Annotated in this window: 18 protein-coding genes; 10 read left to right on the top strand and 8 right to left on the bottom strand. The window is 64.8% G+C overall.

Annotated elements, in window-relative coordinates; all coding sequences use genetic code 11:
• Positions 1-37: 37 nt before the first annotated feature.
• From SBP01_RS19780 to SBP01_RS12300, 3 genes are all read right to left on the bottom strand, one after another.
• Positions 38-112: a 50S ribosomal protein bL37 gene (locus SBP01_RS19780; RefSeq protein ID WP_369299106.1), complete on the bottom strand. Its 75-nt coding sequence runs from the start codon at positions 110-112 to the stop codon at positions 38-40.
• Between the two features lie 112 nt (positions 113-224).
• The gene (locus SBP01_RS12305; RefSeq protein ID WP_320535952.1) at positions 225-839 is read right to left on the bottom strand and encodes a PadR family transcriptional regulator; all 615 of its coding nucleotides are present in this window, start codon (positions 837-839) and stop codon (positions 225-227) included.
• Complete coding sequence (locus SBP01_RS12300; RefSeq protein ID WP_320535951.1) at positions 839-1,681, bottom strand: DUF4097 family beta strand repeat-containing protein; 843 nt, start codon at positions 1,679-1,681, stop codon at positions 839-841. Before SBP01_RS12300 ends, SBP01_RS12305 begins: the two co-directional genes overlap by 1 nt.
• Before the next feature lie 433 nt (positions 1,682-2,114).
• Between SBP01_RS12300 and SBP01_RS12295 the strand changes: the two genes are divergently transcribed.
• Positions 2,115-3,359: an IS110 family transposase gene (locus tag SBP01_RS12295; RefSeq protein WP_275214628.1), complete on the top strand. Its 1,245-nt coding sequence runs from the start codon at positions 2,115-2,117 to the stop codon at positions 3,357-3,359.
• 65 nt (positions 3,360-3,424) lie between these two features.
• Here SBP01_RS12295 and SBP01_RS12290 read toward each other — a convergent pair whose 3' ends face one another.
• Positions 3,425-4,024, bottom strand: coding sequence for a GDSL-type esterase/lipase family protein (locus SBP01_RS12290; protein ID WP_275214344.1), 600 nt, complete (start codon positions 4,022-4,024; stop codon positions 3,425-3,427).
• A 119-nt stretch (positions 4,025-4,143) separates the two neighbouring features.
• A complete protein-coding gene (locus SBP01_RS12285; protein ID WP_320535950.1) occupies positions 4,144-7,938 on the bottom strand; it encodes a multifunctional oxoglutarate decarboxylase/oxoglutarate dehydrogenase thiamine pyrophosphate-binding subunit/dihydrolipoyllysine-residue succinyltransferase subunit in 3,795 nt (1,264 codons plus the stop codon).
• Positions 7,939-8,410: 472 nt separating this feature from the next.
• Between SBP01_RS12285 and SBP01_RS12280 the strand changes: the two genes are divergently transcribed.
• The 5 genes from SBP01_RS12280 (at position 8,411) to SBP01_RS12260 (ending at position 13,624) form a co-directional block, all read left to right on the top strand.
• Positions 8,411-9,742, top strand: coding sequence for a hemolysin family protein (locus SBP01_RS12280; protein WP_320535949.1), 1,332 nt, complete (start codon positions 8,411-8,413; stop codon positions 9,740-9,742).
• Entirely contained in the window at positions 9,739-10,809 is a 1,071-nt protein-coding gene (locus tag SBP01_RS12275; protein WP_320535948.1) for a hemolysin family protein, read from the top strand. The genes SBP01_RS12280 and SBP01_RS12275 overlap by 4 nt, the downstream gene beginning before the upstream one ends.
• A gap of 141 nt (positions 10,810-10,950) precedes the next feature.
• Positions 10,951-11,937: a metal ABC transporter solute-binding protein, Zn/Mn family gene (locus SBP01_RS12270; RefSeq protein ID WP_320535947.1), complete on the top strand. Its 987-nt coding sequence runs from the start codon at positions 10,951-10,953 to the stop codon at positions 11,935-11,937.
• Positions 11,938-11,945: 8 nt separating this feature from the next.
• Positions 11,946-12,749 carry a metal ABC transporter ATP-binding protein gene (locus SBP01_RS12265; protein WP_414004223.1) on the top strand — a complete coding sequence of 268 codons (804 nt, stop codon included), beginning with the start codon at positions 11,946-11,948 and terminating at the stop codon, positions 12,747-12,749.
• The gene (locus SBP01_RS12260) at positions 12,749-13,624 is read left to right on the top strand and encodes a metal ABC transporter permease (RefSeq protein WP_320535945.1); all 876 of its coding nucleotides are present in this window, start codon (positions 12,749-12,751) and stop codon (positions 13,622-13,624) included. Before SBP01_RS12265 ends, SBP01_RS12260 begins: the two co-directional genes overlap by 1 nt.
• A gap of 29 nt (positions 13,625-13,653) precedes the next feature.
• On the opposite strand, the gene SBP01_RS12255 is transcribed toward SBP01_RS12260, so the two are convergent.
• The gene (locus tag SBP01_RS12255) at positions 13,654-14,154 is read right to left on the bottom strand and encodes a Fur family transcriptional regulator (RefSeq protein WP_275214461.1); all 501 of its coding nucleotides are present in this window, start codon (positions 14,152-14,154) and stop codon (positions 13,654-13,656) included.
• Positions 14,155-14,259: 105 nt separating this feature from the next.
• Between SBP01_RS12255 and SBP01_RS12250 the strand changes: the two genes are divergently transcribed.
• The 4 genes from SBP01_RS12250 (at position 14,260) to SBP01_RS12235 (ending at position 17,502) form a co-directional block, all read left to right on the top strand.
• The gene (locus tag SBP01_RS12250) at positions 14,260-14,916 is read left to right on the top strand and encodes an MBL fold metallo-hydrolase (protein WP_275214351.1); all 657 of its coding nucleotides are present in this window, start codon (positions 14,260-14,262) and stop codon (positions 14,914-14,916) included.
• A gap of 6 nt (positions 14,917-14,922) precedes the next feature.
• Positions 14,923-15,789, top strand: coding sequence for a sulfurtransferase (locus SBP01_RS12245; protein ID WP_414004222.1), 867 nt, complete (start codon positions 14,923-14,925; stop codon positions 15,787-15,789).
• Positions 15,790-15,922: 133 nt separating this feature from the next.
• Positions 15,923-17,077 (top strand): NAD(P)-dependent alcohol dehydrogenase, encoded by a 1,155-nt coding sequence (locus tag SBP01_RS12240; protein ID WP_320535944.1) that lies wholly within the window; start codon positions 15,923-15,925, stop codon positions 17,075-17,077.
• Entirely contained in the window at positions 17,074-17,502 is a 429-nt protein-coding gene (locus SBP01_RS12235; RefSeq protein ID WP_275214353.1) for an HIT family protein, read from the top strand. The genes SBP01_RS12240 and SBP01_RS12235 overlap by 4 nt, the downstream gene beginning before the upstream one ends.
• A 24-nt stretch (positions 17,503-17,526) precedes the next feature.
• Here SBP01_RS12235 and hrpA read toward each other — a convergent pair whose 3' ends face one another.
• Both hrpA and SBP01_RS12225 read right to left on the bottom strand, forming a co-directional pair.
• Positions 17,527-21,486, bottom strand: a complete 3,960-nt coding sequence (gene hrpA / locus SBP01_RS12230; protein WP_320535943.1) for an ATP-dependent RNA helicase HrpA — start codon at positions 21,484-21,486, stop codon at positions 17,527-17,529.
• 58 nt (positions 21,487-21,544) lie between these two features.
• Complete coding sequence (locus SBP01_RS12225) at positions 21,545-21,844, bottom strand: protealysin inhibitor emfourin (RefSeq protein ID WP_275214355.1); 300 nt, start codon at positions 21,842-21,844, stop codon at positions 21,545-21,547.
• Between the last annotated feature and the right edge of the window lie 55 nt (positions 21,845-21,899).

Below are 21,899 nucleotides of genomic sequence, written 5' to 3'. Positions count from 1 at the left end.
GGGGTCCTTCGCTTGAACCGTTACTCCAAGCATGGGCTTAGGTGTTGGGGCGCTTCCCGTGGTTCGCGCCGCCACGCTTACGGTCACGACGTTTACGTGCACGCTTGCTCATAGCTGGCCTCCTTAAATGTTGGTACTCAAAAGAGCTGCCCTCAAGTCTCCCACACCATGGGACACGCCGCGAAACGGGGAGGGGGTTCCCGTAAATAATGCGGGCCTCCAGTTTAGCCGGGCAGGGAGTTGCGGATGGAAATGCGCGCCTGGTCAAGCACGGTCCTCACGGTTTCCAGCGTGACGGGGCTGAGCGGCTGCCGGCTGGCCTGCAGGCGGAGTTCCACCCGGAGATCGTCCCGGAACGCCTGGAGCAGCATCTCGGCTTCCTTGAGCTCGCGGATCCCCTCGGAGGTCTGCCGGCTGCCGGCCTTTCTGAAGTCGGCACTGCGGGCGGTAGAGCGGGCTGCCTCGGCGGTGGCGGCAAGATCGGCCCGGAGCCCGCGCATATTGGCGCGAATGTCCGCCCGCAGGTTGTCCGCCAGCCGCCGGACCGAAACCGAAATGTCATTCTCGACGCCGGCGAGTTCATCCCTGCGCCTGTTCAGTTCCTCCAGCCCCGCCGCTGTGATGCGGTAGTTGGTGCGGCGGCCCGATGTTTCGGTGGCCACCAGGCCTTCCTCCTCGAGCTTGCCCAGGCGCGGGTAGATGGTGCCTGCGCTGGGGGAGTAGGTGCCGCCGAACCGTTCACTGAGGGCCTTGATCAGATCGTATCCGTGCTTGGGGCCGGACTCGAGCAGTGCAAGCAGGTACAGCCGGAGCGCGCCGTGGGCGAATACCGGAGGCATTACTGCGCTGCTTCCGGATCCTGGGCACTGTCTCTCCGGGCCGGCTGTCCGTGGAAAATGGACGTCTTGCCGGACACCGAATTGGTTCGCACGAGCATCAGTTTGCGGTCCGGACCAGCGATGGTCTCAACCTTCCCGTTGGGCTGGGAGTACTGACGATCGTCGATGACCACCACGCCACTGGCGGATTTCGCCACGATGTCCACGCCGACGTCGTGCGGCAACCGGATGGTGAGGTCGCCCGAGACGGAGTTGGCGCCGAAGTCGTTCGTGAAGCTGAACAAATCGAAGCTCATGTCACCGCTGACCGTGTTGGCCCTGATGTTCGTGAACCGGCCGGAGGCCGTCACCTCGCCGGAGACGCTCTTGGCGCTGAGGATGCCGTCGTGGTTCCGCGCAATGACTTCGCCGCTGACCGTGTTGACCTGCAACTGGCCCGAGGTTTGGTCCGCCATCACTGATCCCGAAACGGTGCTGAGGCGGGTATGCCCGCTGATGCCGGACACCAGGCCATCGCCGCTGACGGTGCCTGCCTCCACCTCGACGCCGGCGGGTACCGCGATGCTGATGACGGCGGAATTGTTGCTGTTGTGGTTGACCGTGCCCATGAGGTTCTTGAACCAGCCCTGGGGCCCGTTGAGCTGATGGCGGACCTCAAGCCTGCCGTCCGTCAGGGACACGGCGACAGGATCGCCCTGAACTTCGCTGATCTCGAGGCGGACCACGGGGTCTGGGTGGGTGACGATGTCGAACCGCCCGCGGACCATCCCGAGCTTCAGCGACCTGACGCCGTCGAAGTCAATAACCTGCGGGTCGGTGACGGTCCAGCTGTTCTCTGACATTGATCCTCCAAGGCCGCGATATATCGTGTGTTATGACTTCACGCTATAGCGCGGCGCGGCAGAGGTCAAGATATATCGCGAACTTGCGGCTGCGGTGTCCACCGGGACTGCGGGAGGGTTCAGGAAAAACCCGCATTAAGTGAGTTTCTCAGGGGCGCTTCGCTCCGCCGTGGGGGCCGAAAATGTATTGCTGCCGGGAACCTTTGCTGTGTCTGGGCTGCCGGAGCAGACTGGAGAGTGTGTTCCGGTCGACCCCGGTCTCTCTTTAGTGCCGGTGAGCCTGTAAGTGAGTTTGGTGGTGGAGGGCACAGCTTTTTGTCCGCGGGACCGTGGAATGTTGCCGTTGAGCACGAATGTCAGATTTGTTGTTTATCCGCCTTCCCCGGGACACAGACGCTATCTGTTGGAACCGGTCGAGGAAGGGTGGGCTCTCATGGAGGTCATTCACCCGCGCTGCGCGGGTATCGATATTTCAAAGAAGGACGCGAAGGTCTGTGTCCGCATCCAGGGCCGCGGCGGCCGGTCCACCACATCCACCGTCACGACCTGGGGCTCAATGACGGGGCAGATCCTGGGGCTGAAGGAACACCTGCTGGACGAGCACGTGGATCTGGTGGTCATGGAGGCCACCGGTGATTACTGGCGCCCCTTCTACTACCTGCTTGAAGGCGACGGGCTGAACATCATCCTGGTCAACGCCCATGACGCCAGGAACGTCCCGGGCCGCAAAACCGACGTTTCCGACGCTGCCTGGCTGGCCGACCTGGGCGCCCACGGGCTGGTCCGGGCCTCCTTCGTGCCCCCGCCACCGATCCGTGAACTGCGGGACCTGACCCGGGCCCGGACCATCATCACCCAGGAACGGACCCGGGAGATCCAGCGCCTGGAGAAACTCCTCGAGGACGCCTGCATCAAACTATCCTCGGTAGCTTCGAACATCACCGGGGTCTCCGGACGCCTGATCCTGCAAGCACTCATCGACGGGCAGACCGACCCGGCGGTCCTGGCGGAGATGGCCCAACGCCGGTTGCGGTCCAAAATCCCTGAACTCACCCAAGCACTCACCGGCCGCTTCAGCGCACACCACCGCTACATGACCGAACTGTATCTGCACCGCATTGATGCCCACACCGCCGACATCAACGACCTCAGCGCCAGGATCGAGGCGGCGATGGAGCCCTTTCGTTTCGCCCGGGAGCTCCTCGTGAGCATCCCGGGGTTCAGCACCACCATCGCGGAAGTCTTCATCGCCGAAACCGGGGCCGACATGAGCATGTTCCCCACCGCAGGGCACCTGGCATCCTGGGCCGGCACCTCCCCGGGATCCAACGAATCCGCCGGACGGGTAAAATCCACCAAAACACGGCCCGGCGACCGGTACCTCAAAGGCGCGCTGGGCATCGCTGCCCTATCCTGCGCGAGATCGAAGAACACCTACTTCAGCGCCAGATACGTCCGCGTCGCCTCCCGGCGGGGACCCGCCAAAGCCCTTGTCGCCGTCGAACACTCCATCCTCACCGCAGCCTGGCACATGCTCACCACCGGCGAACTCTACAACGACCCCGGCGCCGACTACTTCACCCGACAGGCACCAGCCAAGACCAAAGCCCGCGCCGTACGACAACTAGAATCCCTCGGCTACCAAGTCACCCTCGAACCCCTACAACAGGCCGGATAACACCCATCACCCCACGCCCCCCGCCGTGCTCACCCAATTTTCATGTCAGAGAGCGTTTGGGTCGGCTACTCGGGGGCGTCGATCTTGAGCCACTGGAACCAGCCGCGGTGCAGGACCAGCCACGCCATCAGCCCATAGCCCGCCTGGCCCGGGGTGCCGCTGTTCGCTGCCAGGTCCTGGCGCCACTGCTCGTGGTTCAACAGCGGTGAGAACGTGTCCACGTACAGGTGCTTGCGCCGGGTGGTCACGTCCGCGAACGCGGTGTTCAGTTCCGCGAGGCGGCGGTTCTGGGCAGGGTCGAGGGTGGGCGGCGGACCCACCACAAAAACCTCGATCCGGTTCTGGGATGCAGTGTCCAGGATGTTGGCCAGATTCAGGCGGCTACGGGCGGTGGAGAGTCCGAACTCGATGTCGCGCCCGGAGAGGCCTATGACCAGCCGGTTCTCATGGAGGTCACTGAACCGCCTTCCGGCCTCCTCCAGCCAGCGGGCGGCGAGCCCCTCCGTTCCTTCCATCGGACAGGGGAGGGCGTAGCTTTCCATGGCCACGCCGTCGTGGGGAGTACGGGCCAGCACACGGCCCAGCCAGCCGAGCGCCCTGGGATCTCCCAGTCCGGCCAGCAGTTCATCTCCAACAGCTGCGAGCCGCAGCTTCCTGTCTTCCACAAGTCCCTCTTAACGTCCGTGCCGACTGACACCAGCCGGCGTGGCTATGTTCATCCCATTAAACAGAACTGCCCGGCCGGAGTCTGGTATTTCGACGTCCGGCCGGGCAGCCTCGGATACTACTTCCGTGCAAATGCCTGCTTCAGCAGCGTGTCCTGCTCTTTCGCGTGCCGCTTCATGGACCCTGCGGCCGTTGAAGCGGAGGCGGGACGCGACACCAGACGGACGCGCCGGTCCAGCGACTCCGGAAGATGCAGGCCCATAAACGGCCACGGTCCCTGGTTGGCGGGTTCGTCCTGCGCCCAGACAACCTCGGCGTTCGGGTACTTGGCCAGTTCCGCGGCGATCTCCTCGTGCGGCAGCGGGTACAGCTGCTCCACGCGGATAATCGCGGTGGTCTTGTCATCGGTCTTCTGCCGGGTGGACAGAAGGTCGTAGTAGAGGCGGCCGGAAACCAGCAGCACGCGTTCGACGGCGTCTGCCGCCAGCTGCTCATGGTCACCGATGACGGGGCGGAAGGTGCCGTTGGTGAAGTCCTCCACGGACGAGGCGGCAGCCTTGAGGCGCAGCAGCTGCTTCGGGGTGAAGATGATCAGCGGCTTCCGCGGCCGGCTGTAGGCCTGGCGGCGCAGCAGGTGGAAGTGCGATGCCGCCGTGGTCGGGTTCGCCACGATCATGTTCTCTTCGGCGCACATCAGCAGGAAGCGTTCGATCCGGGCGGAGGAGTGGTCCGGACCCTGACCTTCGTAGCCGTGCGGCAGCATCAGGACCAGGGAGGAGCGCTGGCCCCACTTCTGTTCGGCCGAGGAGATGAACTCATCGATGATGGTCTGCGCACCGTTGACGAAGTCGCCGAACTGCGCCTCCCACAGCACCAGGGCATCAGGGCGTTCCACCGAGTAGCCGTATTCGAAGCCCATGGCGGCGTATTCGGAGAGCAGGGAGTCGTATATCCACAGCTTCGCCTGGTTGTCCGAAAGGTTGCCCAGGGGCAGCCACTCGTTGCCGTTGGCGCGGTCATGGAACACGGCGTGTCGCTGCACGAAGGTGCCGCGGCGTGAATCCTGGCCGGCGAGCCGGACAGGCACGCCTTCCATGATCAGTGAGCCGAACGCTGCAATCTCACCGAAGCCCCAGTCGATGCCGCCTTCACGGGACATCTGCTCACGCTTCTCAAGCAGCTGCTTGAGCTTGGCGTGGACGGTGAAGCCCTCGGGAATCTCGATGTGGGCGTGGCCGATCCGGGCCAGTGTCTCCGGTGAAATGGCCGTGGAGGCAGGGGCGTTCGTGCCCATGTCGGCCTGCTGCGCGATGGGCCGCTCAATGTCCGAGACGGCGGCCGAATCAGCAGTGATGATCGGGATGGGCGAGGTCTGGGCCGCATGCGTTTCAGCGAAGACCCGTTCCAGCCGTTCCTGGTAGTCGCGGAGCAGCTGCTCTGCTTCTTCCTCGGTGATGTCGCCGCGGCCGATCAGTGCCTCGGTGTACAGCTTGCGTACGGAGCGCTTGGCTTCGATCAGGTTGTACATCATGGGCTGGGTCATCGAGGGGTCGTCGCCCTCGTTGTGGCCCCGGCGGCGGTAGCACACCATGTCGATCACAACGTCCTTGTGGAAGCGCTGGCGGAACTCGTAGGCGAGCTGGCCGATGCGTACCACGGCTTCGGGATCGTCACCGTTGACGTGGAACACCGGTGCCTGGATCATCTTGGCGACGTCCGTGGAGTACGTGGACGAACGCGAGGACGACGGCGCGGTGGTGAAGCCCACCTGGTTGTTCACCACCACGTGGATGGTGCCACCGGTGCGGTAGCCGCGCAGCTGGGACAGGTTCAGCGTTTCAGCTACAACGCCCTGGCCTGCGAAGGCGGCGTCGCCGTGGACCATGATGGGCAGGACCGGGAAGGCCTCGCCCTGGTCCAGGCGGTCCTGCTTGGCGCGGACAATGCCTTCGAGGACGGAATCCACGGCTTCGAGGTGGGACGGGTTCGCGGCCAGGTAGACCTTGGTCTCGTTGCCGTTCTCCGAGGTGAACGTGCCTTCGGTGCCGAGGTGGTACTTCACGTCGCCGGAGCCCTGCACGGAGCGGGGATCCTGGGTGCCTTCGAATTCGCGGAATACCTGGGCATAGGTCTTACCGGCGATGTTGGTCAGCACGTTCAGGCGGCCGCGGTGGGCCATGCCGATGGCGACTTCGTCAAGGCCGTCGTCGGCGGCTTCGGAAATGACCGCGTCCAGCAGCGGAATCAGGGATTCGCCGCCCTCCAGGGAGAAGCGCTTCTGGCCCACGAACTTGGTCTGCAGGAAGGTTTCAAATGCTTCGGCAGCGTTGAGCCGGGACACGATGCGCAGCTGCTCTTCGCGGCTGGGCTTCGAGTAGGGGTGCTCGAGCTGGTCCTGGAACCATTTGCGTTCTTCCGGCTCCTGGATGTGCATGTATTCGATGCCCGTGGTGCGGCAGTAGGCGTCGCGGAGCACGCCGAGGATGTCGCGGAACTTGAGCATGGGGGCGCCGCCGAAACCGCCGGTGGGCCATTCACGGTCCAGGTCCCAAAGGGTGAGCCCGTAGGTGAGGACATCGAGGTCCGGGTGCTTGCGCTGGCGGTACTCCAGGGGGTCGGTGTCTGCCATCAGGTGGCCGCGCACGCGGAAGGAGTGGATCAGCTGCTGGATCCGGGCAACCTTGTTGATCTCGTCGGCGGGGTCCACCTGGAGGTCCGGGCTCCAGCGCACCGGCTCGTAAGGGATGCGCAGGGATTCGAAGATTTCGTCATAGAAGTTCTGCGCGCCGAGGAGCAGCTGGTGCACCAGCTTGAGGAACTCGCCGCTGCCGGCACCCTGGATGACCCGGTGGTCATAGGTTGAGGTCAGCGTGAGGACCTTGCTGATGGCGTTCTGCGCGATGATCTTTTCGCTCGCGCCTTGGAACTCGGCGGGGTAGTCCAGTGCACCCACGCCGATGATGGCGGCCTGGCCCTTGGACAGTCGCGGCACGGAGTGTACGGTGCCGATGCCGCCGGGGTTGGTCAGGGACACAGTGGTGCCCGAGTGGTCGTCAGCGGTCAGCTTTCCGGCGCGGGCCCTCTTGATGAGGTCCTCATAGGTGTGCCAGAACTCGGAGAAGTTGAGGGTCTCCGCCTTCTTGATGTTCGGCACCATCAGGAGGCGGGTGCCGTCCGGCTTGGGCATGTCAATGGCGATGCCGAAGTTGACGTGGGCCGGCTGAACAGCAACCGGCTTGCCATCGATTTCGTCGTAGTAGACGTTCATCGAGGGGAACTGTGCGAGGGCCCGGATCACGGCGTAGCCGATGAGGTGGGTAAAGGAAACCTTCCCGCCGCGTGCGCGGGCCAGGTTGGAGTTGATGACCACGCGGTTATCGATCAGCAGCTTCGCCGGTATGGCGCGAACGCTGGTGGCCGTGGGCACCTCGAGGCTGGTGATCATGTTGGTGGCGATCGCCTTGGCCGGTCCGCGGAGGACAGAAACAACGTCCTCTTCGGGGGCGGAGGGTGCCTTAACGTTCTTGGGCAGCTGTGCAGGGATGGGCTGGACGCTGCCGGGCTCGGCCTTCTTCGCGCCGTCGCGGGCGACCGTAGCGGGGGCTTTCTTCGCCGCGGCGGGGGCGGCGGGCGGTGCTGCAGGCTGTGCCGCCGGCGCCGGTGCCGGTGCGGACGCAGCAGGGGCCGCAGCAGGTGCTACGGCAGGCATTTCACGGGTGGCGGGGTTGGCTACGGCTGCTGCCGGGCTCCCGTTGGAAGACGATTCGCTGCCCGAGTCGAAAGATTCGAACAGCGGCCACCACTTGGCGTCCACGGTGTTCTTGTCCTTTTGGTATTGCTCGTACAGTTCGTCAACGAGCCACTCGTTTCCGCCAAATTCCTCTGGTAGACGGTGGCTAGGCTGCTCTGGCACTTGAAATACGCCTCTTCCATGAGTTTGATGTCCCTCTGGCCGCCACGTGCCTCAGCACAACAATCGAACCAGTTTCTGCGTCCTGAACCCGGACCTTTGCCAGTCTAATGAGCATTCTGTGTTAACTGCCAATAACGGTGACTGAAATCATGGAATGACAGGGAGATCGCGAAATGTGGCGGACGCAAGCGGTCCGTGACCTCGCGGAAGGCCCAATCCGCTCCTGTAGACTGATCTCCTTATGGACAGTAAATCTAGGTGCCGGCCTGGGGGCTGTCAGCGGAGCATGAACCACAGCCTCGCGCAGTCCACCCGCAGAGCCGGCAAACCCCGAACACGCGCCCATCACTCTCTCCCGGTCCACTCCGGCGGAGCCTTAATGGAAACAGGGTCCGCTTCGGCCGACCATCCTCCGCCGGGCAGTTTCCCCCGGATCCAGTCCGCTTCCCCTGGCCAACAGGCGGGATGCTGAATGGAGTGGCTACTCCTCGCGGCAGGCCTCCTGCTGATTGCCGGCACCGGATTTTTTGTCGCCGTCGAATTTTCCCTGATTGCCCTTGACCAGGCCACCGTGCAAAAGGCGATCGATAACGGTGACACCGGTGCCGTTCCGTTGCTCAAGTGCCTGAAATCCCTTTCCACCCAGCTCTCCAGCTGCCAGCTCGGCATTACCCTCACCACACTGCTTACGGGCTACGTGATGGAACCGTCGGTGGGACGACTCCTTGAAGGCCCGCTGGCCGCCGTCGGCATTCCCGACGTCGCTGCTGCCTCCATTTCCCTGATCATTGCCATGGTGCTGGCCACCCTGCTGTCCATGCTCCTGGGCGAACTCGTGCCCAAGAACATGGCCATCGCGCTGTCCTTCCCGCTTGGAAAGGCGCTGGCGCGGCCGCAGCTGATTTTTACGGCCATCTTCAAGCCCGCCATCGTGGTGCTGAACGGCTTTTCCAACAAGGTCCTCAATGTCTTCGGCCTTGAGGCCAAGGAAGAGATTTCCGGTGCGCGGACCCCGGCGGAGCTTGCCTCCCTGGTGCGGCGTTCCGCCGCCATGGGAACGCTCGACGCCGGGACGGCGAACTTCGTGGCGCGTACCCTGAACTTCTCGGCCCGGACCGCCGCCGACGTCATGACCCCCCGTATCCGGGTGGAAACCATCGACGCCGATCAGCCGGTTTCGGACATCCTGGACGCCGCACGGCGCACGGGGTACTCCCGCTTTCCGGTGATCGGCGAGTCCGCCGACGACATCAGGGGCCTGGTCCACGTCAAGAAGGCCGTTGCCGTGCCGTGGGACCGGCGCGCCAAGCTGGAGGCCGGCGCCATCATGACGGATGTCCTCAGGGTGCCCGAAACCATCCACCTTGATGCGCTCCTGGCCGAGCTGCGGGAAGGGAACCTGCAACTCGCCGTCGTCCTCGATGAATACGGCGGAACCGCCGGCATCACCACCCTTGAAGACCTCGTGGAGGAAATCGTGGGGGAGGTGGCCGACGAGCACGACAAAGTGCGGCCGGGACTGCTGCAGAGCGCCTCGGGGGACTGGTATTTCCCGGGTCTGCTGCGGCCCGACGAACTCTTCGAACAGATTCCCGGACTCGCGGTCCCGGATGAAGCCGCTTATGAGACCGTGGGCGGGTATGTCATGAGCCAGCTGGGGCGCATCGCTGCCGTGGGGGATACCGTCCCGGTCGGTGGTGGCACGCTGAGCGTGACCCGGATGGACGGCCGGCGGATCGAACGGATCTGCTTCCACCCCATTGCTCCTGAAGCTGGGCACCCGGATGACAGGAGTACCTCATGAGTGACTGGGCAGGCCTCGCCTGGCTGGCGGTCCTCCTGCTGGGCAACGCGTTCTTCGTCGGTGCCGAATTCGCGGTGATGTCCGCGAGGCGCAGCCAGATCGAACCTCTCGCGGACGCCGGTTCGAAACGGGCGCAAACCACGTTGCGGGCCATGGAAAATGTCTCGCTGATGCTGGCATGTGCGCAGTTGGGCATCACCGTCTGTTCACTGCTGATCCTGCAGGTGGCCGAACCCGCCATCCACCACCTGATGGCTGCGCCGCTCGAAGCGGTAGGGCTGCCGGTCGAGGCGGCCGATGTGGCGGCGTTTGCCATCGCCCTGATGGTGGTGACCTTCCTGCACGTGACGTTCGGGGAGATGGTGCCGAAGAACATCTCCGTCTCGGTGGCGGACAAGGCGGCCTTGCTGCTCGCGCCGCCGCTGATGTTTGTGGCCCGCCTGGTGAACCCGGTCATTTTCGCGCTGAACTGGACCGCCAACCATATCCTCAAACTCCTGCGGATTGAGCCCAAGGACGAGGTGACTTCTTCCTTCACCCTCGAAGAGGTCCAGTCGATCGTGCAGGAATCCACCCGCCACGGGCTGGTGGATGACGACGCAGGGCTCATCACGGGTGCGCTGGAGTTCTCCGAATATACGGCGGAGGACATTATGGTCCCGGTGGAGAAACTGGTCATGCTGAAGGAGAGCACCACCCCGGTGGAGTTTGAAAAGGCTGTCAGCCGGACCGGTTTCTCCAGGTTCCCGATGGTGGACGAGGACGGCATGCTGTCCGGCTACCTGCACGTCAAGGACGTGCTCTCCATTCCGGACGAGGACTACCAGCACCCGATTGCGGAGAGCAGGATCCGCTCCCTGGCGAACCTGTCCTTGGGCGATGAGGTTGAAACGGCCATGTCGGTCATGCAACGGACCGGTTCGCACCTCGCCCGGGTCATCGGCGCAGACGGCCAGACCCACGGTGTGCTGTTCCTGGAAGACGTTATTGAACAGCTTGTGGGGGAGATCCGGGACGCCACCCAAGCCACCGGAATCAGGCGGCTCGGCCAACCGAACGGCACTTAAACGCCGCCGCGGGAGGGCCGGCTGAGGTGCCGGGACGGGAACACTGGTTTCCGTCCCGGCATATCTAAATAGGAATCATTCCCATTTAGCGTTAGAGTTGGGGAAGTCGTTAGAATTCAGCCCTGTTGATTTGAGGTTTCCGTGCGCCACCCCGCAGCCATCCGAACGTCACTTGCCGCGCTCGCGGGCCTCAGCCTTGTGCTGACGGCGTGCGGGGCCGGTGGCGGCGCACCGTCGAAGTCCCAGGGCTCTGCTGACTCGCCAGGCGTGATCAACGTTGTGGCGTCAACCAACGTATACGGCGACATTGCCGGTGCAATCGGCGGCGACAAAGTGAACGTCACCGCCATCATCACCAAGGCCAGCCAAGACCCGCATTCCTATGAAGCCACAGCTCAGGACCGGCTGGCGATCTCCAAAGCGGAATTGGTCATCGAGAACGGCGGCGGCTACGACGCATTCCTCCACAAGATGGCCGATGACAGCAATATCGGGCACAACAACATCCTCACGGCAGTGGACGTGTCCGGCCTGGCCCCGGAAGAGGGCCACACCGGGTCGGCCGCGGCTACCGACGCTCACGACCATCAGCACGGTGCGTTCAATGAGCACGTCTGGTACAGCCCGGACGCCATGGTCAAGCTGGCAGATTCCCTGGCAGCCCGAATGGGCGAACTGGAGCCCGGATCTGCCGCTGAGTTCAACGCCAACTCGGCAGCCTTCAAATCCGGCGTGGACGGACTGAACGCCAGGCTCGCCGCGCTTAAGGCCAAAATCGACGGTGCACCGGTGGCGGTGACGGAGCCGGTACCTCTGTATCTCCTCGAAGCTGCGGGGCTGAAGAACAGCACCCCGGAAGAGTACACCGCGGCCATTGAAGAAGGCTCCGACGTACCGCCCGCAGTGCTGAAGGCAGCCACCGAACTGGCAGGATCCAAAGACATCAGGTTCCTTGCGTACAACGATCAGACAGACGGTCCCCAGACGGAAGTCCTGAAGAAGGCTGCCCAGGCGGCCGGGGTCCCGGTGCTGGATTTCAGTGAGACCCTGCCTGAAGGCAAGACGTACCTGCAGTGGATGACGGACAATGTGGACAACATCAGCAAAGTTTTGGAGAAAAATAGGTGAAACCGGTGGTGAGCCTCCGCGGGGCGTCCCTGCAGTTCGGCAAACGCACGCTCTGGGAGGATCTCGACCTGGACATCAGGCCCGGCGAGTTCTTCGCCGTGCTGGGCCCCAACGGCAGTGGAAAGACGAGCTTCCTGAAGGTTCTCCTGGGCCTTCAACGCCTGCAGGCCGGCACTGCCACCCTGGGGGACCGGCCGGTGGAACGCGGAAGCAGCCTGATCGGCTACATCCCGCAGCAGAAATCGTTCGCGCCGGACACGCCTATGCGGGCCCGCGACTTGGTGGGGCTCGGGGTGGACGGCCACCGCTGGGGCGTTCGCCTGGGCGCGTCCCGGGTCAACCGTCGGATCGATGAGCTCCTTGACCTCGTCGGGGCAACTGACTACGCCAAGGTACCCGTCGGACAGCTCTCCGGCGGCGAGCAGCAGCGCCTCCGCGTGGCCCAGGCCCTGGCCACCGATCCCAAGGTCCTCCTGTGCGACGAGCCGCTGCTGTCACTGGACCTGCACCACCAGCAGGCCGTCAGTGCCCTGATCAACAAGCAATGCCATGAGCAGAACAGTGCCGTGGTCTTCGTGACCCATGAAATCAACCCGGTCATCGACTACGTTGACCGGGTGCTGTACCTGGCTGGGGGCCGCTTCATGGTGGGAACCCCGGAGGAGGTCATGACCACGGAGGTCCTCTCGGAACTCTATGGCAGCCACGTGGAAGTCATCCACGCGAACGGACGCATCGTCGTCGTCGGACTCCCGGACGCCACCACCCACCACCACGACGATGTCCATGCAACGGCGGGGGAGGTGGCCTGATGGACGCTGACAGCATCATCGCCGCCATCTTCAGTTTCGATAACTACGGCGAACTCCTGGCACTCGTCCAGAACTCGATCTGGGCGGGCGCCGTCCTGGGGCTGCTCGGTGGCCTGATGGGAACCTTCGTGATGAAGCGGGACCTGGCCTTCGCCGTCCACGGCATCTCCGAACTCTCCTTCGCCGGCGCGGCCTTTGCCCTGCTGATCGGCGCCGACATTGTGTTCGGTTCCCTGATCGGCTCGGTGGCGGCGGCTCTGCTCCTGGGCCTGATGGGGGTCAGGGCGCGGGACAAAAACTCCATCATCGGCGTGATCATGCCCTTCGGCCTGGGCCTGGGGATTCTGTTCCTTTCCCTTTACCAGGGCCGCGCCGCCAACAAATTCGGCCTGCTGACCGGACAAATCGTCTCGGTCGATACAGTTCAGCTGCAGGTCCTCGCCGGCGCTGCCGTGGTGGTCATCGCGGCTCTGGTGCTCATTTGGCGGCCGCTGAACTTCGCCAGTGTGGACCCGGAACTGGCCGAGGCCCGCGGCGTGCCCGTCCGGACCCTGGGAATCGTCTTTATGGTGCTGCTGGGTGTGAGCGTTGCGCTGTCCATCCAGGTGGTGGGGGCGCTACTGGTGCTGGCGTTGCTCATTACACCGGCGGCGGCCGCACTGCGGGTGACGTCCTCGCCCGTGGTCCTGGTGGTCCTGAGCGTCATCTTTGCCGTCACGGCCACGGTGGGCGGGATCCTGCTTGCCCTGGGCGGACGCATCCCGATCAGCCCCTATGTCACCACCCTGTCATTCCTGATCTACGTGGTGTGCCGGATTATCGGCGGCGTCCGTGCCAACAAGGGGATCAACGGGCGGTTGGTGCGCGCCGCCTGATCCGGGCGTGGGGACTGCCACGCAGCCAGTCAGAGATTGCCGGCGGCCCTCAGGGCAGTGCATTCGGGGCAGAGACCGAAGATCTCCACGGTGTGCGCGGCCTCGGTGTAGCCATGTTCCGCGGCGGTCCTGGCCGCCCAGGTTTCCACCGCCGGTGCCTCCACCTCTACAGCCTTGCCACAGTTGCGGCAGAGCAGATGGTGATGGTGCACGGTCACTGCACAGCGCCGGTAGACCGCTTCGCCCTCGCCGTTGCGCAGCACATCCACCAGGCCGTCGTCGGCGAGTGACTGCAGAATCCGGTACGCCGTTGCCAGCGACACCGAGACGCCCTTGCCCTGCAGGATGCGGTACAGCTCCTGGGTGCTGACGAAATCGTCAAGTTCGTCCAGTGCGGTGCTGACCGCCACGCGCTGCTTGGTGACGCGCTGCTCCTTGCCGGCGGTGGACGGCGCCCTGCCCAGGGCGTTGGTGCCGACGCCGGAGGGAGCGTTCGACGGCGTCGCATCAGCTTTGGTGCCGAACGGCATGGACGTACTCGCTTCCCTGAGGGACGGTGGCAAACATCAAGATTACCAGCCGGCGCCACGAGGCCGGGTCTTGGAAGTCCCGGATGCGGAACCTAGGCTGGCGCTATGAAGCTGACAAAGTACACGCATGCCTGTATCCGGCTCGAGAAGGATGGAAAGGTCCTGGTCCTTGATCCGGGCACATTCTCTGAGTCAGCCGAGGCCTTGGACGGCGCGCACGCCGTGCTGATCACCCATGAGCATCCGGACCATGTGGACGTCCCGGCCATGACCCGGGCGCTGGAAGCCCCGGCCGACCTGGCCGTTTTCGCTCCGGCCGGCGTTGCCGCAACGCTGCAGGAGGAAGCACCGCAGGCTGCCGAGCGGATCCATCCGGTGGAACCTGGCTCTACGTTTGATGCCGCCGGCTTCGAGGTTCGCAGCTTCGGCGGCCAGCACGCGCTGATCCACCCGCAGATCCCCCTCGTGGCCAATATCGGTTACCTGGTGGACGGGAATGTCTACCATCCGGGGGATTCGTTCATTGTCCCGGACGGACTCAGTGTCCGGACCCTCCTGGTCCCCATCCACGCGCCGTGGAGCAAAGCGGCCGAGGTGGTGGATTTTGTTGTCAGCGTCCGGGCTCCGCGGGCCTTCCAGATTCATGACGGCCTCTTGAACGAGACGGGCCTGAAAATGGTCGAAGGGCACGTTTCCCGGTTGGGTGGGAAATATGGCACCAAGTTCGCGCACCTTGCGCCGCGGGAATCGGTGGAGGTTTAGAACTGCATGCCGAACAGCGCAGAGGTCTTGATGGACGTTCCGGGCCTGCATTCCCTGCTGGACGCGGACCGGCATGTGGTTCTGCTCGATGTCCGATGGTCCCTGGGGGACCCGAATGGCCGGCAACACTACCTTGAGGGGCACCTTCCCGGTGCTGTTTTTGTGGACCTGGACACGGAGCTTGCAGCACCTCCGGCTCCGGCGCGCGGCCGGCACCCCCTGCCGCGGGCGTCGCAATTCCAAGCCAGCGCCAGGCGCTGGGGAATCAGCGCCGGTGACGTGGTGGTGGCGTACGACAACAGCGGCAATCTGGCCGCAGCCCGTGCCTGGTGGATGCTGCGCAGTGCGGGCTTTCCGGACGCTTACCTGCTCGACGGCGGTCTGGCTGCCTGGCAGCGCGCCGCGCTTCCGCTGGAATCCGGCCCTGTTGATCCGGTGCCAGGGGATGTTTCCTTTACGGGGACGAGCATGCCGGCGGTAGATCTTGCCGCAGCGGCGGGCTGGCCCGGCACCGGCATCCTGCTGGACGCCCGGGCCGGCGAGCGGTACCGCGGCGAGGTGGAACCCGTGGATCCGCGGGCGGGGCACATTCCGGGTGCCGTGTCCGCTCCCACCGCCGAGAACCTGGACGAAGCCGGGCGCTTCCTACCGGCGGCCGAGCTGCGGCGGCGATTCCAGGACCTTGGAATCCGGGAGGACGTCCCGGTAGCCGTCTATTGCGGTTCCGGGGTAACGGCCGCCCACGAGGTGGCCGCCCTGGAAATCGCAGGATTCCGCGCCGCCCTCTATCCGGGGTCCTTTTCGGAATGGTCGAACAATCCCGATCTCCCGGTGGCAACTGGAGCGGCCCCGGGGAGGCCGGCCCGAACGTAACGGCTCGGACGTAACGGCTCGGACGTATTGGCCGGAACGTAGCGGCCGGAATGATGACGGACGGAATGATGACGTGGCGGCCTGGCGCGCTTCAAGTGGAAAAGCCCCGGCCTGCGGGGGTAGCGTCGCAGGTATGACCCCAGGACGCCCCGTACCGCCACCCCTTGCCCGCCCCGCGCTGCCTGCCGACACCGGTGTGCCCGATTCCGGTGCCGGCCTGCTGGCAGCCGCGTATGGTGCGGCCTCCGCGGACAGCGGGCTGGTGCCCCTCACCGTGGCCCGCCGCGCCCCCAAAGCGGACGACGTGGAGATCGCCATCGAATTCTGTGGACTGTGCCATTCAGACGTGCACGCCACGCGCGGCGAATGGGGCGCCAGGAATTATCCCTTGGTGCCCGGCCACGAGATCGTGGGAACGGTGAGCCGCGTGGGCTCTGCCGTGGAGGATTTCGTGCCGGGCGACCGTGTGGGCGTGGGATGCATGGTTGACTCCTGCCGGGAATGCGATAGCTGCCTGGACGGCCTGGAGCAATACTGCGAAGTGGGCATGACCGGAACCTACGGCGGCAAGGACTCGCGCAACGGTGACGCCATGACCCAGGGCGGCTATTCATCCTCCGTAGTGGTGGACCGCCGCTACGTGCTCAGAGTGCCCGCGAACCTTGACCCCGCCGCCGTCGCGCCGTTGCTCTGCGCTGGAATCACCACCTTCTCACCGCTGCGGCACTTCGACGTGGCGGAAGGTGACGTGGTGGGCGTGGTGGGCCTCGGCGGGCTCGGCCACATGGCCGTGAAACTTGCCAAGGCCATGGGAGCCGTGGTCAAAGTCTTCACCACCTCCGAAACCAAAGTGGCGGCTGCCCTTGAGCTCGGGGCCGACGAGGTCATCCTCTCCCGGGATGAGGACGCCATGGCGGCCGCCGACCGCAGCATCGACCTCATCATCGACACCGTGGCCGCGCCGCATGACCTGAATCCGTATTTCCGCACCCTGCGCGTGGATGGTGCGCTGTTCCAACTGGGGCTGCCGGCGGAGGCAATGCCTCCGGTCAACCCGAGATCGCTGATGCGGCGGCTCGCATATGCCGGCTCAATGATTGGTGGCATAGCCGAGACACAGGAAATGCTGGACTTCTGTGCTGAACACAACGTGGTGGCGGACATCGAAATGGTCTCCGCCGACCAGCTGAATGAGGCCTACCACCGGATGGTGGCGGGCGACGTCAAGTACCGTTTTGTGCTGGACACCAGCACCTTGCAGGCCCCGGCCGAGGAGGCAGACGCATGAGCACCCTGTTCACGAAGATCATCAATGGCGAGATCCCCGGACGCTTCGTCTGGCGCGAGCCGGACGTCGTGGCGTTCCTGACCACAGGCCCGCTGGCGGACGGACACACACTGGTGGTTCCCACCGAAGAGGTGGACCGCTGGACCGACGCCGCACCGGAAACCCTCGGGAAGGTCATGGAAGTGGCCCGGCGGATCGGTGCCGTCCAGCTGGACATTTTCCCGGCCGAGCGGGCCGGCCTGATTGTTGCAGGCTACGAGATCAACCACATGCACGTCCATGTGTGGCCGTCGCGGAGCATGGCCGACTTCGACTTCGCCTCCGTGGATCACAACCCGGACCCGGCCGTTCTGGACGCCAACGCGGAGAAGCTGCGTGCGGGGCTCCGGGCGGCCGGCTACGGGGACTTCGTTCCCGAAAGCTAGGCCCTCACCGGTTGTCCGGAAGGCTTAAGCCGGCGCCAGTGCCTTATTCAGGACCGCCCTGATCCGCTTTTCGGAAACCGAATAGGCGGTTCCGAGCTCGACAGCGAACAGGCTCACGCGAAGTTCCTCGATCATCCAGCGCACCTGGGTGAGCTCGGCACCGGCCCGCCGGCCCGGCAGCAGTGCGGACACGGCGTCGTCGTAGTCGTCCTCCAGCCGCTGGACCGCGGCCATGTTCAGGGCATCCCGCTGGACGTTGCCGGGCAGGCGCTCGAGGCGTTTCTCGATGGCCGCGAGGTACCGGGGGAGCTGGCTTAGCTGGGCGAATCCGGTGCGCGCCACGAAACCGGGAAACACCAGTTGCTCGAGCTGGCTCTTGATGTCGTTCAGCGCGCTGATCAGTGCCAGGCTCGTGGTCCCCTTGAGCTGCTTCTCGATCCGCCGGGTGCTGGCCAGGATGCGCTCCACCACAGCCGTCACGCTGAACACAGTGTCGATGAGTTCCGCGCGGACCTGCTCGTAGAGCGCGTCAAAGGACTCACGGTCCCAGGGGACATCGGCCGGGGTCAGCTTGTCCACGGCAGCCAGGACACAGTCGGCGATCAGTGCCGAGACCGAACCGTGCGGGTTTTGGCTGAAGGTCAGTTTTTCGGTGTTGTTGAGGTGTTCGAGCACGTAGCGGTCCGGCGCGGGAACACGCAGCGCGAGGAGCCGGATGACGCCGCCGCGCATGGCCGCCAGCTGTTCAGAGGAGGTCTGGAACACGCGCAGTGCCACCGAGGTTCCTTCATCCACCAGCGCCGGATAGCCGGTGACGGTATGGCCGTTGACCGTGTTGCTGACCTGCCGCTGTATGGTGCCGAAGGTCCATGAGGTCAGTCCGCCCTGTTCCCTGAAGCCCGTCCCGCGACCGGTTGCCGGGGTTCCGGCACCCGTCGCCGCGGGGGAGGTCCCGCCTGACTTTTCTGCAACTGCCGGATTGTTCCGTGATGGCGGTGCGGTGGTGGCGGGAGTTGCTCCCAGGGATTCTGCGATGGCGCGGCGCGTTGCCGGCGCCAGGCGTTGCTGGAGGGCGGCGAGGTCCTTCCCCTCGTCCAATACCCTGCCTTTGCTGTCCACGACCTTGAAGCTCACCCGCAGATGCGAGGGAACGGCATCCCAGTTCCAGGACCCCGGCGGAATGACCTGGCCGCGGATTCGGCGCAGGGCAAGTTCCAGCGATGCTTCCAGCTCGTCGCTCGCCGGGTCAAAGTCCGCCTCGAGGGCGGCCACGGCCTGGCGGGCGACGTCCGGGGCCGGGACAAAGTTCTTGCGGATCTGTTTGGGCAGGGATTTGATGAGCGCCGTCACCAGTTCCACGCGCTGGCCGGGGATCAGCCAGCGGAAGGCCTTGTCGTCCAACTGGTTGAGGAAGAGCACCGGCACCTCGGCTGTGACGCCATCGGAGGGATTCGGCGGCGAGCCGGGCGCAACAGGGTGGAACTCGTAGGTCAGCGGCAGCTCGAAGCCCTTGTGCAGGAGGGTCTTCGGGTACGCGGCTTCGTCCAGGTTGTCGGCTTCGTCGTTGAGCAGCAGCGACTTGTCGTAATCCAGCAGGTCCGGGTTCTGCTGCCGGGCTTCCTTCCACCATTTGTCGAAGTGCCGCTCGGACACCACATCCGGGCCGATCCGGGCGTCATAGAACTCGAACAGTGTTTCGTCGTCCACCAGCAGATCCCGGCGGCGCATCCTGGCCTCAAGCTCTTCCACTTCGAGCAGCAGGGCACGGTTGCGGTGGAAGAACTTGTGGTGGGTTTTCCAATCGCCCTCCACCAGGGCATGCCGGATGAACAGCTCGCGGGCGAGTACCGGGTCCACCCGGCTGTAGTTGACCCGGCGCTGGGGAATGATGGGCACGCCGTAGAGCGTGACCTTCTCGTACGCCATGACGGCGCCCATTTTGGTGGACCAGTGGGGTTCGCTGTAGCTGCGTTTAACCAGGTCCGGCGCCACCTGCTCGGCCCACACGGGATCAAACTTGGCGGCGACCCTGGCCCACAGCCGGCTTGTTTCCACCAGTTCGGCAGCCATCACGAAGGTGGGGGACTTTTTGAACAGTGCCGACCCGGGGAATATGGCGAACCGGCTGCCGCGCGCGCCGGCGTACTCGCGCTTGCGGTCATCGAGGATGCCGATGTGGCTCAGCAGCCCGGAGAGCAGGCTGATGTGGATGCCTTCGTTGTTGCCCACCGGATCTGCGAGGCGTTTGTTGTCCAGGCTGATGCCCAGCGGCCGGGCCAGTTGCCGGAGCTGGGCGAACAGGTCCTGCCACTCCCGGACCCGCAGGTAGTTGATGAACTCGTTGCGGCAAAGCCGGCGGAACTGGGTGGAAGAGAGCTCCTGCTGCTTTTCCTGAATGTAGTTCCACAGATTCAGGAAGCCGGTAAAGTCCGAGTTCTCGTCGCGGAAACGGGCGTGCTTCTCCGCCGCGAGCTGTTGTTTGTCCGTCGGGCGTTCGCGGGGGTCCTGGATGGTCAGCGCCGCTGCCAGGATCATCACTTCACGCACGCAGCCGCGCTTGCCCGCCTCGACGATCATCCGGCCCAGCCGCGGGTCCACCGGCAGCTGGGCAAGCTGTTGCCCGACGGCGGTCAGCCCGCCGCTCTTGGCGTCTCCGGCCCGCACGGCACTTAACGCGCCGAGTTCACGCAGGAGCGTGACGCCGTCGTTGATGGCACGCGAATCCGGCGGCTCCACGAACGGGAAGTTTTCGACGTCCTTGGGACCGCGGGCCACGCCCATGGCGGTCATCTGCAGGATGACGGCCGCGAGGTTGGTGCGCAGGATCTCGGGGTCGGTGAAGAGCGGCCGGGACTCGAAGTCCTCTTCTGAGTACAACCGGATGGCGATGCCGTCGGATACACGGCCGCAACGGCCCGACCGCTGGTTGGCGGAGGCCTGGGACACCCGCTCGATGGGAAGGCGCTGCACCTTGGTGCGGTGTGAATAGCGCGAGATGCGCGCGGTGCCGGTGTCAATGACGTACTTGATCCCGGGAACGGTCAGGGAGGTCTCGGCCACGTTGGTGGCCAGCACAATGCGCCGCCTGCTGCCCGGGTGGAACACCTTGTGCTGTTCCTGCAGGCTGAGCCGGGCGAAAAGCGGCAGGACCTCGGTGCCGGCCAAGCGGCGGTTGGACTGGATCCTCGCCTGGAGCGCGTCTGCGGCGTCGCGGATTTCGCGCTCGCCGGAGAAGAAAATCAGGATGTCGCCCGGCGCTTCGCCCGCAAGTTCGTCCACGGCGTCGCAGACGGCGTCGAGCGGATCACGGTCCTCCTCGAGTTCGTCATCCGAGGTGGTGTCTTCATCATCTCCGGTTACGGCCCCGCCGGCAGGCTGGGACAGGGGCCGGTACCGGATTTCCACCGGGAAGGTGCGCCCCGAAACTTCGATGATGGGGGAGGGCGTCTCCTCGGAGCCGAAGTGCTTGGCAAAACGCTCCGGATCGATGGTGGCGGAGGTGATGATGATCTTCAGATCGGGACGCTGCGGGAGGATGCGCTTGAGGTAGCCGAGGATGAAGTCGATGTTCAGGCTGCGTTCGTGTGCCTCGTCAATGATGATGGCGTTGTATTTGCGCAGCAGTTTGTCACGTTGGATCTCGGCAAGCAGGATGCCGTCCGTCATCAGCTTGACTTTCGTGGACCGGCTGACCTCGCCGGTGAAACGCACCTGGAAGCCGACTTCCTGCCCGATCTCCACGCCCAGTTCCTCGGCGATGCGCTCCGCAACGGTGCGCGCCGCGAGCCGCCGGGGCTGGGTGTGACCGATCAGGCCGTTATCGCCCAGGCCCAGTTCGAGGCACATTTTGGGGATCTGGGTGGTCTTACCCGAACCGGTCTCGCCGGCAATGATGGTCACCTGGTTCGCTGCAATGGCAGCCATCAGGTCCTCGCGGCGCTCGGAGACGGGCAGCTCAGCGGGATAGGAGATATGAAATGTCATGGCTGCAGCCAGTCTACTGGGGCTCGCACCATTCCGGCGCTCCCCGCCGTACGGCCGGCTATTGGGACCGTTCCGCGGCGGCGCGGGCACTGTCGATGAGGACGCGCCAGGGACCGGTCACCTGCTGCTCCGGCAACGCCGCGCGACGTTGCCCTGCCCTGATGGCATAGATGAACCGGTCCGGCTGGCTGGCTTCGGCTTCGGCGGCGGCTGCCCGGACTGTCTTGGGTACCGCATCCCACGGGCAGGCCTCGACAATGGGCTGCCACTCGCTCATGGCGCTTTCCGTTTCAGCGGTAACGGTCCACACCCGTGTCAGCGCGGCAATCCCGCCGGTGCGCTCCACGCTAATTTTCATGGCCGGGTTCCTGGGCTTTCCTGCAGCCGGGCTGCCACCTGTCGGCAGCCAGGCG

The sequence above is a fragment of the Pseudarthrobacter sp. IC2-21 genome, assembly GCF_034048115.1.
GTDB lineage: Bacteria > Actinomycetota > Actinomycetes > Actinomycetales > Micrococcaceae > Arthrobacter > Arthrobacter naphthalenicus.
Note: the sequence above shows the minus strand (reverse complement) of the source record. Positions and strands in the feature narration are given on the sequence as shown.

Excerpts from the sequence above, each read along its gene's own strand:
- SBP01_RS12305 (WP_320535952.1), bottom strand. The coding sequence starts at position 839 with ATGCCTCCGGTATTCGCCCACGGCGCGCTCCGGCTGTACCTGCTTGCA.
- SBP01_RS12300 (WP_320535951.1), bottom strand. The coding sequence starts at position 1,681 with ATGTCAGAGAACAGCTGGACCGTCACCGACCCGCAGGTTATTGACTTC.
- SBP01_RS12295 (WP_275214628.1), top strand. The coding sequence starts at position 2,115 with ATGGAGGTCATTCACCCGCGCTGCGCGGGTATCGATATTTCAAAGAAG.
- SBP01_RS12280 (WP_320535949.1), top strand. The coding sequence starts at position 8,411 with ATGGAGTGGCTACTCCTCGCGGCAGGCCTCCTGCTGATTGCCGGCACC.
- SBP01_RS12275 (WP_320535948.1), top strand. The coding sequence starts at position 9,739 with ATGAGTGACTGGGCAGGCCTCGCCTGGCTGGCGGTCCTCCTGCTGGGC.
- SBP01_RS12260 (WP_320535945.1), top strand. The coding sequence starts at position 12,749 with ATGGACGCTGACAGCATCATCGCCGCCATCTTCAGTTTCGATAACTAC.
- SBP01_RS12255 (WP_275214461.1), bottom strand. The coding sequence starts at position 14,154 with ATGCCGTTCGGCACCAAAGCTGATGCGACGCCGTCGAACGCTCCCTCC.
- SBP01_RS12250 (WP_275214351.1), top strand. The coding sequence starts at position 14,260 with ATGAAGCTGACAAAGTACACGCATGCCTGTATCCGGCTCGAGAAGGAT.
- SBP01_RS12245 (WP_414004222.1), top strand. The coding sequence starts at position 14,923 with ATGCCGAACAGCGCAGAGGTCTTGATGGACGTTCCGGGCCTGCATTCC.
- SBP01_RS12240 (WP_320535944.1), top strand. The coding sequence starts at position 15,923 with ATGACCCCAGGACGCCCCGTACCGCCACCCCTTGCCCGCCCCGCGCTG.
- SBP01_RS12235 (WP_275214353.1), top strand. The coding sequence starts at position 17,074 with ATGAGCACCCTGTTCACGAAGATCATCAATGGCGAGATCCCCGGACGC.
- hrpA (WP_320535943.1), bottom strand. The coding sequence starts at position 21,486 with ATGACATTTCATATCTCCTATCCCGCTGAGCTGCCCGTCTCCGAGCGC.
- SBP01_RS12225 (WP_275214355.1), bottom strand. The coding sequence starts at position 21,844 with ATGAAAATTAGCGTGGAGCGCACCGGCGGGATTGCCGCGCTGACACGG.